This is a genomic window from Alicyclobacillus suci, assembly GCF_017329615.1.
GTDB lineage: Bacteria > Bacillota > Bacilli > Alicyclobacillales > Alicyclobacillaceae > Alicyclobacillus > Alicyclobacillus suci.
In genome coordinates, this window is record NZ_JAFMTW010000001.1 from 86904 (window position 1) to 99016 (window position 12113).

Consider the following 12113-nt stretch of genomic DNA (forward strand, 5'->3'; position numbering starts at 1 on the left):
AAAAGAGACGCACCACAACATGTGGTGCGTCCCTCTGAAAAGCGTACCGAAGTCCTCCGATGGGATTATCGGCTACGGATTTGGTCTAGCCGAATAGCCCGTTTATGCACAGTGTGCGACCACTTGCGGTTGGCCTTGGTGAAGAACGCCTGTAATGTCACAGGACCCCATGTCCACAAAAACAGTGGTAAAATTGCCAAACCGAAATATGCGCGCCAGTTGACTCGTTCCAAGAGCAGCGCCAATGGCATCTGCAAGTACATAAAAACGTTGACGCCTACCCAAAAGTCCGTTGGTAAAAGATTCGTGATGTGACTCATCACCGTATCCTTTGGCGTGGAAATCTGTAACAGCATCATCAATGACGTCAAGAACAAAATCAAAAACCGTGCAGGTTGAAACAAATAAATGCCGGCGTCAAGTTTTACCATATTGCGCTCTCGAATTCCCTGTTTCAGCAAGGGAACCATATGGTACCGCGCACAATGGAAGTGACCCTGCATCCAACGCAGGCGTTGTCGAAAAGACGACAGGATATCGGTGGGTTTCTCGTCATACACCTTGGCATCGTGCGCCCAAATCGGCACGACACCGCGCTCGACACAGCGGACGCCAAATTCTAGGTCTTCGGTCAATCCAGTTGCTTCCCAACCCATCTCTTGCAACAAATTGTAATCAATACATAGGCCAGTGCCACCTAATGAGCACGACAAACGCAAATTTTGTCGAGCCTTTTGCCACATGCGGTTACTGAACCAATAAGAGATAGCCATCGAGACGCTGACCCAGGAATCAAACGGGTTTTTTACCCCTAAGTACCCCTGAATCACCTTGTGACCGCGGCATAATTTGTCGTTCATGATGGTCAAGAACGAAGGGTCGACTAGGTTGTCCGCATCAAACATGACAATCGCATCATAGTCTTTGTGAGATGCCTGGAATTTCTCCAAGATCCATTCTATTGCGAAACCCTTACCCCGCTTCTCCTTGTCCGTCCGTTCATGCACAATCGCACCGTGGAGGCGCCCGACGTCCGCCGTGTGATCTGTGCAGTTATCTGCAATCAAATGCACGTCGAACAATTCAGCCGGGTATTCCTGTGCCTTCAAACTGTCGATGAGCGAACCGACAACCCGCTCTTCGTTATGGCCAGGAATGACGACGGCAAAGCGTTTTTTAGGACCGTGAATCACCTTTTCTCGCCGGTGCCAAATTCCAAATACAGACATGACAATCTGATAGACGCCAATAGCCCCGGTGAAAATCTGCATGAACACGTACACGACATTCAAAATACCGTGAAGCAGGGACATGCATTAACCCTCAACTTTCTGCGTCAGCCTCAAGACGTGGAGCGTGCTGACATTAAATTCTCCAAGCCATCCTCATCATTTTGGGGATAATCGAAACCCTTGTCAACGTCAATTCTTGTCGAAGGCGCCCCTGGGCGAAACGTTCACTTTTTCCGAAAGATGCGGTACGATAACCAAGTCTGGTTACTAGGATATCCAGGAAACGGAGGATTCAACTTGTCCGGCCTTAGTGTGCTGATCTCCCATTACGGAAATACAGCCATCTTTCTTCTGATGTTGATTGAAAGCATCTGCATTCCAATCCCGTCCGAAGTCATCATGTCGTTCGGCGGGTTTATGGCGGCGCAAGGCACCTTAAATTTCTGGTGGGTTATCGTCATTGGTACGGTTGCTAACGTGCTAGGCGGACTGATTGCCTATGCCATCGGCCGTTACGGTGGACGCCCACTGATTCTGCGGTACGGACGCTACGTCCTACTCAGTCCTGAGCACCTGCAGCGCGCGGAAACCTGGTTTCGCCGCTTTGGTGAACTCACGGTATTCTTTGGTCGAATGGTGCCAGCCGTTCGCACCTTCGTCTCGCTGCCCGCCGGATTTGCCAGCATGTCTGTTTGGCGCTTTCTCGTGTTCTCCGCATTGGGTTCGCTTCCATGGAACTTTGCCATGACCTATGCAGGCTTCCAATTACATGCACATTGGGATGTCATTGACGAGAAACTAAAACCCCTTACATACGCTGGTGCGCTGATCTTAGTAGCCGCCGTGGTCTGGTTCTGGTTTCGGCGGAAAAAGCCTCAGGGTCGCAAAAACACGATGGAATGAACCCGCTTTGACAGCGATTCATTCTCGCTCTCCAACATCTCTTTTGGCAAAAACAACCGGTGTTCTTGACTTGGGACAAGTGTTCGAATCAGTTTCGACACTTGACTCAAGTCTGAGTAGCCGTCAAAGTCATCCAATAAGGTCAGCCCCTGCCCTAACACCTCGTATCCCGGTATCGTAGACACGCGTTCAGTGACGTAATAGTCAGGAGGAAATCCCATCGCCTTCGCCATGGTGCGCAGCGATGCCCACTCACTCACGGATGGCTCGTCCCGCACAATCGGTGCAAACAGTCTGCGCGTTAAGAAGCGATCCGCCAAATCCGCCAGAATGGTGTCATCGGAGCGGGACCACTGGTGAAACGCATACAACAGTACAGATTCGTCTAGTTGTAGATAGGTGTCGACAGATACGTCTTTGCCAATTAAAACCGCGAGCAACGCCCCCGGGATTTCAATCGAAATTCCCTCGCTCACCAGGTCTCTGGCACGCCGTAAAATGTTTTCCACCAATACGTCGCTCCCGACCGTCACAGGGTGCAGATACACCTGCACATACATAAAATACCGCGCAAGCAAATATTGTTCCACCGTATGCAGGGATTGCCGCTTCACATAGACATGGTCATCTCGCACCGTCAGGGAGCGAATCAGACGAGCTAACTCAAACTGCCCATACGACACACCTGTCGACAGCGCATCGCGCAACATATAATCCATCCTGTCGACATCCAACTGACTGGACACGAGAGCTTCAATTGCCGGAAACCGGCCGTCCTTCTTTAGAATGGAAACCAAATCTTTCGCAAACATCGAATCTACCGAGTCGAGTACCGTTCGCAGTTGCTCGTCTTCCAACATAATGCGGTGTGTCCACAACTCGTGATGGACACCGAGAATCGATTCAAATGTATGCGAGAACGGACCATGTCCCAAATCATGGAGCAGCGCGACCGCAAGCGCGAGTTGCCGGTGCCTTTGTTCGTTCGGCCACCCACACTCGCGTTCGAGATGAATCAGTACCCGTCGCATCGTTTCATACGCGCCAAGCGAATGTGCAAAGCGCGTGTGCTCCGCGCCGTGATAGGTCATATAGGACGTGCCCAATTGCCGAATGCGACGAAGCCTCTGAACAGCCGATGTGTTGACCAACTTCCACAAAAGCGGGTCATCAAATAGAATCTCATCGTGCACAGGGTCTTTTAAGACTTTCTCAAACACGAATCATCGCTCCATACCAGATACGAGAAGGGCCCGAGGGCGATTCGCCCACAGGCCCTTCTCGTACGACAAATTTGTTCAGTCACAAGATCCGGGTTGACCCGCCTTCGTAGCCGTGCGGAAACTCGATCCGCACCCACACATGGAGGTCGCATTCGGATTGTTAATTTTAAAGCCCTGTCCGGTCAAATCATCAATATAATCGACCTCCGAACCATCGAGTAGTTCGAGGCTTTCCGAATCAATCACGACTTTGACGCCGTGAATGGAGAACACGTGGTCATCCGGTTTCGCAGCGTCCAGTGCCATCCCATAACTATAGCCTGTGCAACCGCCTAGCTTCGTGTACAAGCGAAGCGCATCCTCTTCGGGTCCCTGCGATTCGATCATCTCACGCAGCTTGTCTGCCGCACTTTCCGTGAGCGTAATCATCTCGTCACTCCCCTTTCTCCTCCTATTATACGCGCGGATGCGCGTCAGTGCATCCACAGCCTATCCAACCAACTCGCGAACTTTGGCTAATACCTCATCCACGTGCCCATCTACCTTCACTTTTGGGAAAACCGCCGCGATGTTGCCCGCGCCATCGATGATGAACGTCGTGCGCTCAATACCAATACTTTTTTTGCCGTACATATTCTTTTCCTTCAACACGCCGTATGCCTCGCACAGCTCGCTGTTTTCGTCGGCGAGTAGCGGAAAATTCAACCCGTATTTTTCGCGAAATTTGGTATGTGATTTGGCCGTATCACGCGAGACGCCGTAAATAACAGCGCCAGCTTCCGCGAATGCCGCATTCAAATCGCGAAACGCGCAGGCCTCTTTCGTGCAGCCCGGCGTATCGTCTTTTGGATAGAAATAAAGCACCACAACTTGTCCACGTAGCCCTTCAAGCGTAACCGTATTTCCATCTTGGTCGATGGTAGAAAAATTTGGCGCGGCGTCGCCCACGTGTAACTCCGTCATCGCTACCCCTCCTTGTCGTCTTTCACCACTTTAATCATGCGGATTTCCGGGTCATCCGGCCCTTGAACAGGTAGACCCGCCCGCAAGTTCGCCTCGATATAGTCAATATTATCCTGCGTAATGACCTCTCCTGGCAACAAAATTGGGATGCCTGGTGGGTACACCATCACCATCTCCGCCATTGTACGGCCGACCGCCTCTTGCAGAGGAACCACTTCGGTCTTGGCGTAAAACGCCGACCGCGGCGACATTTTGAGCGTCGGCATCGACGGGAGTTGCACGACGACCTCGCGTTTGCCATGGCGCTCTTCATACGTCTTGGCAATTTCCGTCAGCGCCTCGACCAAAGCGTCGATGTCCGACTGCTCATCGCCCCAAGAGATGATGCAAAGGATGTTATACAAGTCACTCAATTCAACCTCAATATTGTAGTTCTCCCGCAGCATTCGTTCGACATCATAGCCCGTGACCCCAAGGTCTTTAACAGAGACAGTCAACTTCGTCGGGTCAAGCGCGAACGCCGCAGAACTGTTGAGGCGCGACTCGTCTAGACAGTGCAAGCCTGGGATCTCATTGATACGACCCCGCGCCTGCAACGCCAAATCGATTGCTGCCGCGATTCGCTCCTGTCCGTGCTCAGCGAGTTCCTTGCGCGCCACGTCCAGTGAAGCGAGCAGCAAATAAGACGTCGATGTCGTCATCAACATGCTCATCACAACTTGCACGTGACGCGGGTCAATCATGCCTTCACGCACGTTCAAGATGCTCGATCCGGTCATCGACCCACCCAATTTATGCACACTGGTCGCTGCCATATCAGCACCCGCTTGCATCGCTGACAGCGGCAGCGCCCCATGAAACCCCGTATGCACCCCGTGGGCCTCGTCCACAAGCACGGGCACACCATAGCTGTGCGCCACCTCGACAATGCGCTCAAGGTCCGCCGCAATCCCGAAGTAGGTGGGATTGATGACCACCAGTGCCCGTGCGTCTGGGTGCTCGACCAGCGCATTTGCGACAACCTCCACCGACAAGCCATGCGAAATACCGAACTCGTGATCTAGCTCCGGAAGCAGGAAAACTGGCCGGGCATCGGCCAAAATAATGGCCGTCAGCACCGATTTGTGAACGTTTCGCGGCACGAGAATTTTATCCCCAGGGCCAACCGTGGACAACACCATTGCCATGATGGCCGTGCTCGTCCCCTGTACCGAAAAAAATGTATAATCCGCACCAAACGCCTGTGCAGCCAAGTCCTGTGCGCGTTTAATCGCACCGGTTGGATGATGCAAGTCGTCGAGCGGTGCGATGTTTATTAAGTCCAAAGACAGCGCCTGATCACCCACGAAGGAGCGAAATCGCTCATCCATGCCGCGCCCGTGTTTATGGCCCGGGATATGAAATTGCACAGGTTTGCGCTGTGCATGATGAAGTAAAGTATCAAATAGCGGTGTTTCGTTCTGATTCAAAAACTCCGTTGCCTCCTAGTCTTCGGCCTGAGAAAACGCAGCTCGAAACGCATCTGTCGCATTTTCCCACAAATCGGCCCGAACGGTTTGTAAAAACTGCCCGGCCTTCACGACCGCTTCCTTTGACAGTCTCGATAAATCGACGTTCCCACGAACCGCTTTATCCATTTGATTCACATGATCCGACAGTTTTTTGTACCCCAACTTGCTGTCTGAGTCAATCCATAATTCAAATGGCATAGCCCCCGTGTAGCCTAGGCCGTTTGCTTGACGTTTGAGCGTGATCCAAATTCCCTCAATATGCCTTGGATTCGGAACTTCTTCTAGCGAAGACACAAACTTGATTCCGACTTCGAGTCTACTTTTAGCGTGAATTGCACCGTTATCTACAAACACCTCATCCCCGTCGATAAAGACTGCGGAGAGGCCTTTCATCTGATCATCCGTCTGGTGTTTAGCACTACCTGTAAGATTGAGTTTCTGCATGACACGGCACCTCATTTCGCGACGTTTGCACTCATTCTACCGTTTGCAAAATTCAATGTCACATTTCTTCAAACCAAAATGTATGAGGGGAGACGCACTGGGTAAAGTAACATCAAAATTCCCAGCAAAGCGAGGGAAAAGACGTGTCTACCCGTACAGCGAAAGTAGCAGTGGCACTCAGTGTCGCAGGGACATCCGTCGCGGCGCTGACGGTCGGCGCGATGCCACAGGCGAAAGCCCAACAACAGACCATTTGGAATACAAGTGTGCCGTCCGTGATGCGCGTAGCCATTCGAGAAAACAACCCAAGCGGAGAGCCGGATCCGCGTGGGCGCATCATCTACGTCCAATCCGTCCCGTTCCTAGAGTACTGTGAGGACGTTTTGCCAAATGAGTGGTTCCCATCGTGGAACCCCGAATCGCTGAAGGCCGGCGCCATGGCCATCAAAATGTTCGCTTGGTACCACCATCTTCATCCGGTGACCATTGATGGATTCACCTTTGACGTGGACAACACGACAAATTTCCAACACTTTCGTTATCTATCTGCACAACCGACGACAAACGCGGCATTCGATGCGATTCAGAACCAAGCCTACGCCGACAATGGGGGTCAAATTATCGAGTTAAATTACCGCGCGGGTATTGAAAATGATCCGAACTGGCAGTACCGCAACGCACAAAAAATGGCGCAATGGGGATCTCAATACTGGGCAGAACGAGGGCAAACCTTCCAGCAAATTTTGCAGTTTTACTACGTAAATCGCTCGTTATACAGAATTCAGTAAGTTAGGAGTCACAGCCGATGAAACGCTTTCCTTCCATGAAGACGGTACTTCTTTGCGGCTTTGCGGCAGCGTTGGTGGCGATTTCCATACCGGCAAATCCACATCCGTCCGCACACCGCCTCACAGGCGCCATCGCAACCATTGGCAACGGCACGGACAACGCGGCGAACGGGCAAACGCCGACACAACCAACCAACAACAGCACAGGCCGTCCACCGGGGGCTACGGGCGGGCAAAATAACACTACGCCACCGGGCGCCACGGGCGAGCAAAATAGCACTACACCACCGGGCGCCACGGGCGGGCAAAATAGCACTACACCGGGGGCCGGATCTGCAAACAATAACAATTCAGCGTCGATTGGCCAGGGAACCGGAAGAGCACCGCACGGCCCTGCAAGTTGGGGGTACACCCAGCGGAAGACCGCCGAATTGCGCGTGCGTGTCATTGACGGCAGGTCTCGCCAGCCCATCTCGAATGCAGAAGTCGTCGTCATTGAGACCGAACAGCGGTTGCGCACAGATGCGAATGGCTACACGCCATGGTTTAGCGCACCCGTCTTTCGCAACCCGCGGTACCGTCCAATGGTCGCGGAACTACATGGACAATTGGGCGTGATTGTGTATAAAAACGGATACCGTGATTCCATTCACCTCGGTATCCGCATGCACGAAGGCATTCGTCAGCAAACGACGGTCTGGATGTACAAAATTGGCCCAGGAGACCGAAGAATTGAACCCGTGCTCTACCAAGAGCCATATCACCACATCTGGTTGATTCAACTAGCAGATAAGTTCCGACAAAAGTCCCAGATAGGCGAAGGTCCGGAACGGCCATAAGCGTCGCGAAGAGGACTGTAAGGCACGGAATAGGGTGACCCTATTTTTTATAGAAGGAAACGGGGAGTGAATCATTCACTCCCCAAAACCTTGTGGATGTGCACGATGCCAGTTCCACGCGCTCGCGACAATCGTCTCCAAATCAGCGAACTGCGGCGTCCAACCCAGCGTGGACTGTGCCAGGCTGGATGAGGCGACAAGGCGGGCCGGGTCCCCTGCGCGACGGGCAGCAATCACTGCTTGAATCGGGTGCCCCGTCACCTTCCGCGATACCTCAACCACTTGGCGAACAGAAAAGCCTGTCCCATTGCCCAGATTGAATGACTCCGCAGTTCCTTTGCCACTGCGCAGCCGCTCAATAGCCAGGCGATGTGCACTCGCCAAATCCATGACGTGAATGTAGTCGCGCACACAAGTCCCATCTTCCGTATCGTAGTCGTCACCAAAGATGGCGACGTGTTGGCGCTGCCCCAAAGCTACCTGCAACACCACTGGAATAAGATGCGTCTCCGGTCGGTGATCTTCCCCTATCGGCAGCGTTGGGTGTGCGCCTGCGGCATTGAAATATCGGAGGCGAATCGACTTCAGCCCATACGCTTGATAGGACCAATCGAGCATTCTCTCAATCGTCAATTTCGTGTCGCCATACGGATTTGTCGGCGAAGTCGCATCAGCTTCTGCAATCGGCACACGCGCTGGCTCACCATAGACCGCGGCCGTCGAGGAGAACACGATGTTTTGCACGCCAGACTCGACCATCGCCATAAGCAGCCGTCCGGTCGCTGCAACATTGTTTTCATAGTACTTCAGAGGGTCTTCTACACTCTCGCCTACCAGCGAATTGGCGGCAAAATGTACCACCGTGTCAACCGCATGTCGACTGAAAATTTCACGCAGGCGCTCCGTCTCGCGAATGTCCATGTGATAAAAAGGGACCCCCAGCGCATAAATGGCACCCGAATGACCTGTCGACAGGTTGTCGACCACCACAACCGCTTCGCCGTGCGCGACGAGTTCGGCCACGGTATGACTCCCAATGTAGCCTGCTCCACCCGTAACTAAGACAGACATTGTAAGACCTCCTCCGTGACTTCTTGAACGCCATCCCCGACACCGGTTACATAAAACGAAGGCTCATAGCCAATATTCGCGACGTATTGTGCCTTGACCACTGCCATAAACTTCTCCAGGCAATCAGTCGAAACTAGGCTGACCGTACACCCACCGAAACCGGCGCCTGTCATTCGCGATCCGATACAACCCTCGACCGACCACGCCGCCTCGACCAATGCATCGAGCTCCGGCCCGGTCACCTCGTAGTCGTCGCGCAAGGACTGGTGCGACGCGTTCATCATCTCTCCAAAACGCGCTGTGTCACCCGCCCTCAGCACCGGCACCGCCCGTTTCGCACGTTGATTTTCGAGCACCACGTGACGCGCGCGCCGTCTTTGCGTGGTATCCGTTATATAAGGCTCGAGTTCTGGCCACTCTTCGCCAATATCCGCAAGTGTCCTGAGTTCCGGACGGATTTTTTGCAGTTCCCGCAGCGCTTGTTCGCATTCGCTCCGACGCACATTGTATTTTGAGTCCGCCAGCGTGCGACGCTTATTCGTATTGGCAATAACCACGGTCACTCCATCGAGTGAGACAGGCACCAACTGGTAGTGAAGCGTGTCACAGTTAAGAGAAATCGCGTGGTTTTGTTTACCCATGGCTACCGCAAATTGATCCATAATGCCGCAGTTGACACCGACAAATTGATTCTCCGCCGCCTGCGACACGAGTGCCATTTCTTCAAGCGACAGGTTCGCGCGCACCAACGCATTTACGATTGCCGCCGTGACGACCTCAATCGACGCAGAACTCGACAGGCCAGCGCCGTTCGGCAAGTTTCCATGAAATAACACGTCAAACCCCGGTACCGCGAATCCCCGTTTCTGAAACTCGTGAATGACGCCTTTTGGGTAGTTCGCATAATCATCCGCTTGACGATAGACTATCTGTTCCACGGGCGTCTCCACGATTGGCGCGAAAGAGGTCGACGCAAACCGAATGACACCATCCTCGCGCGCCCGGACGAATGCCCACGTTCCCATGTCGAGCGCCGCCGGAAGCACGTAACCACCGTTATAATCCGTGTGTTCCCCAATTAAATTCACGCGACCCGGTGCGTAAAACACGCGGACATCCCCCACGCCACCGGGCGACCACGTTAAAAATCGAGATTTGGCATGCGCCAATTGTTGCATGACCGCCGTCTCGTTAATCAATCCCAAGCTCCTCCTTCTTCCGCATGATAACTTCACGCAAAACGCGTGCCGTGTCTTCTACTGCGAGCGGATTGCACGGCGCCCACGCCCCTGTCTCGGACGACGCAAGATATTTCAACTTATCCTTGGCCCGCAGCGGCGGATAGAACTCAATGTGAAAATGGTAAAAGGTGTCAACCTCACTTTCGACCGATTTTTCCCCATCCTCACTCGCCACTTGAACCGGCGCCGCAAAACCTGGCGCATCCAACCCATTGGGAAGATTGACCGGGCTCTGGTGCAAGACCATCATATATGGAAACTCCCGATCAAACAGTGCATCCATCCCAGCCGTCACGAGTTTGAGTATTTTCGCCAAGTCGTCGCGCTCTGCGTCCGTGAAATCGAGAATGTTCGATTGATGGGCCTTACTGGAGATGAACGCTCCATACGGATAATCCGTAAAAAATGGAATGTAACTGACAAACGCGTCCGTCTCGATAAGCATCCGCTCGGCGAACGACGCCTCCTCGTGGTTAATGTCACAGATGAGGCAATGTCCAGTTTGTGCATGATGGTCTCGACAGGATTCAAGTTCCACGCGCAACTTTTGTGGCACATAGGGGTAGGCGTATATTTGCCCATGTGGGTGCGGCATCGTCACGCCGACCTCTGGTCCACGGTTTTCAAAAATCAAGATGTATTTGTGGCGATTGTCCTGAGAAAGTGCTTGAAACCTGTCCGCCCACAAATCCACCAGCTTGCGAATGTGCGAAACCGGCAACTGCGGCAGCGTGGCGTGATGGTCTGGTGAATACAAAATTACTTCACATTTGCCATACGACGGGGCGGTCTGATACAAACCTGTGGCAACCTCATCTGGTTCAGGTGGCGTCGGCGATAACGCAGGGAAATCGTTGTCGTATTTGTATACGTCGTAGTGATCAGGGACCTTGCCTGACCCTGGACAAAACGGACAGTCGCCTTTCGGCATATTCGGACGCTTTTGCCGGTTTGAAGCGACCATTGTCCAATCCCGCAACAATGGATTAAAACGCAGTTCTGCCATGGTTGTCGACTCCTTCCGATTGCGAGCTTGAAACGGTCAAAACTTCCGGACCTAGTTGACGAAGTTGAGCAATTTCGCGCGCATTGTCCCCTTCGTCTGTCACGACGACATCGACTTCGTCCAATGTCGCCAGATGTGCGAGCGCGCGAATGCCCCATTTCGTGTGATCAAACACTAAAACAACCGTTTCGGTGCGCTCCATCAACACCCGGTCAATCGAAGCCTCCTGCAAGTTGGGCGTGCTCACGCCCGCGACGAGATCGACACCGTGAACGCCAAGAAACAGGAGATCCGTGTGTAGCCTTCTCGCGGTCTCCTCCGCCAATGGACCGACAAGCGCGTCAGACGGGGTGCGAAAATGGCCGCCGGTCAAGTGGATGTCATCCCATCCGTTCGATTTCAGCGCAATCGCGACATTCGTAGAATTGGTGACAAATGTCAGGTGCTCAATGCCACGAATGCCGTACCGCAAACGGTTCGCAAGTGTCCAGGTAGTCGTCCCTGCGGACAGTCCGATAGTCATACCGGACTCAATGAGCGTCAGTGCCGCAGTCGCAATGCGCTCCTTCTCCGCTTGCTGAAGGACGCGTTTATGCATAAAAGTCGGCTCATTCGCGCTCTTGGTCAACTGTCCGCCGCCCACGACCTTTTCGACCAACCCTTGTTGTTGCAATACCTTGAGGTCGCGCCGAATCGTGATTTCCGAGACGTCGAATCGCGTGGCCAAATCGTGAATGGACACAAACCCTTCTGTAGATAGCAACCGAACAAGTGCGTCACGACGTTGCGCCGGATACATGCATCCACCCCCGACTTCGATTATCACTTTTAATCATATGTTATCACCTTTGTTCATGTTTTCGATTTGTTTTTTCATGTAATCAGCATAAAT

The 12113-nt window shown here is 53.0% G+C and carries 13 protein-coding genes; 3 read left to right on the top strand and 10 right to left on the bottom strand.

Translation table 11 applies throughout. The features are described from left to right. Positions 1 to 65 precede the first annotated feature (65 nt). Complete coding sequence (locus J3482_RS00570) at positions 66 to 1313, bottom strand: glycosyltransferase family 2 protein (protein WP_206921908.1); 1248 nt, start codon at positions 1311 to 1313, stop codon at positions 66 to 68. Positions 1314 to 1529: 216 nt separating this feature from the next. Here J3482_RS00570 and J3482_RS00575 point away from each other — a divergent pair, with 216 nt between their 5' ends. Next, positions 1530 to 2135, top strand: coding sequence for a DedA family protein (locus J3482_RS00575; protein ID WP_206921909.1), 606 nt, complete (start codon positions 1530 to 1532; stop codon positions 2133 to 2135). Here J3482_RS00575 and J3482_RS00580 read toward each other — a convergent pair. The 5 genes from J3482_RS00580 to J3482_RS00600 form a co-directional block, all read right to left on the bottom strand. After that, positions 2108 to 3355 (bottom strand): HD domain-containing protein, encoded by a 1248-nt coding sequence (locus J3482_RS00580; RefSeq protein WP_206921910.1) that lies wholly within the window; start codon positions 3353 to 3355, stop codon positions 2108 to 2110. The two genes, J3482_RS00575 and J3482_RS00580, sit on opposite strands and share 28 nt — an antisense overlap. Before the next feature lie 78 nt (positions 3356 to 3433). Continuing rightward, the gene (locus J3482_RS00585; protein WP_146822506.1) at positions 3434 to 3787 is read right to left on the bottom strand and encodes a HesB/IscA family protein; all 354 of its coding nucleotides are present in this window, start codon (positions 3785 to 3787) and stop codon (positions 3434 to 3436) included. 60 nt (positions 3788 to 3847) lie between these two features. Beyond that, positions 3848 to 4321, bottom strand: a complete 474-nt coding sequence (gene bcp, locus J3482_RS00590; protein WP_146822505.1) for a thioredoxin-dependent thiol peroxidase — start codon at positions 4319 to 4321, stop codon at positions 3848 to 3850. Between the two features lie 2 nt (positions 4322 to 4323). Continuing rightward, positions 4324 to 5790 carry an aminotransferase class I/II-fold pyridoxal phosphate-dependent enzyme gene (locus J3482_RS00595; protein ID WP_146822504.1) on the bottom strand — a complete coding sequence of 489 codons (1467 nt, stop codon included), beginning with the start codon at positions 5788 to 5790 and terminating at the stop codon, positions 4324 to 4326. 15 nt (positions 5791 to 5805) lie between these two features. Then, positions 5806 to 6276: a YwhD family protein gene (locus tag J3482_RS00600; RefSeq protein ID WP_146822503.1), complete on the bottom strand. Its 471-nt coding sequence runs from the start codon at positions 6274 to 6276 to the stop codon at positions 5806 to 5808. A gap of 143 nt (positions 6277 to 6419) precedes the next feature. Here J3482_RS00600 and J3482_RS00605 point away from each other — a divergent pair, with 143 nt between their 5' ends. Further along, a complete protein-coding gene (locus tag J3482_RS00605) occupies positions 6420 to 7064 on the top strand; it encodes a SpoIID/LytB domain-containing protein (protein WP_328702620.1) in 645 nt (214 codons plus the stop codon). A gap of 17 nt (positions 7065 to 7081) precedes the next feature. Continuing rightward, on the top strand, positions 7082 to 7903 hold the full coding sequence (locus tag J3482_RS00610) for a hypothetical protein (RefSeq protein WP_206921911.1): 822 nt from the start codon (positions 7082 to 7084) through the stop codon (positions 7901 to 7903). Between the two features lie 75 nt (positions 7904 to 7978). Here the strand turns inward: J3482_RS00610 and galE are convergent, their stop codons facing one another. Genes galE through J3482_RS00630 form a run of 4 tightly spaced genes read right to left on the bottom strand, consistent with a single transcriptional unit; the run spans position 7979 to position 12020 of the window. Then, positions 7979 to 8974, bottom strand: a complete 996-nt coding sequence (gene galE, locus J3482_RS00615) for a UDP-glucose 4-epimerase GalE (protein ID WP_206921912.1) — start codon at positions 8972 to 8974, stop codon at positions 7979 to 7981. Continuing rightward, positions 8962 to 10152: a galactokinase gene (locus tag J3482_RS00620; protein WP_146822530.1), complete on the bottom strand. Its 1191-nt coding sequence runs from the start codon at positions 10150 to 10152 to the stop codon at positions 8962 to 8964. The genes galE and J3482_RS00620 overlap by 13 nt, the downstream gene beginning before the upstream one ends. Before the next feature lie 13 nt (positions 10153 to 10165). After that, entirely contained in the window at positions 10166 to 11221 is a 1056-nt protein-coding gene (galT, locus tag J3482_RS00625; protein ID WP_206921913.1) for a galactose-1-phosphate uridylyltransferase, read from the bottom strand. Beyond that, entirely contained in the window at positions 11202 to 12020 is an 819-nt protein-coding gene (locus tag J3482_RS00630) for a DeoR/GlpR family DNA-binding transcription regulator (protein ID WP_146822529.1), read from the bottom strand. Before J3482_RS00630 ends, galT begins: the two co-directional genes overlap by 20 nt. Positions 12021 to 12113: the final 93 nt, after the last annotated feature.

Coding starts and splice junctions, on each gene's coding strand:
- J3482_RS00570 (WP_206921908.1), bottom strand. CDS start 1,313: ATGTCCCTGCTTCACGGTATTTTGAATGTCGTGTACGTGTTCATGCAG.
- J3482_RS00585 (WP_146822506.1), bottom strand. CDS start 3,787: ATGATTACGCTCACGGAAAGTGCGGCAGACAAGCTGCGTGAGATGATC.
- bcp (WP_146822505.1), bottom strand. CDS start 4,321: ATGACGGAGTTACACGTGGGCGACGCCGCGCCAAATTTTTCTACCATC.
- J3482_RS00600 (WP_146822503.1), bottom strand. CDS start 6,276: ATGCAGAAACTCAATCTTACAGGTAGTGCTAAACACCAGACGGATGAT.
- J3482_RS00610 (WP_206921911.1), top strand. CDS start 7,082: ATGAAACGCTTTCCTTCCATGAAGACGGTACTTCTTTGCGGCTTTGCG.
- galE (WP_206921912.1), bottom strand. CDS start 8,974: ATGTCTGTCTTAGTTACGGGTGGAGCAGGCTACATTGGGAGTCATACC.
- J3482_RS00620 (WP_146822530.1), bottom strand. CDS start 10,152: ATGCAACAATTGGCGCATGCCAAATCTCGATTTTTAACGTGGTCGCCC.
- galT (WP_206921913.1), bottom strand. CDS start 11,221: ATGGCAGAACTGCGTTTTAATCCATTGTTGCGGGATTGGACAATGGTC.
- J3482_RS00630 (WP_146822529.1), bottom strand. CDS start 12,020: ATGTATCCGGCGCAACGTCGTGACGCACTTGTTCGGTTGCTATCTACA.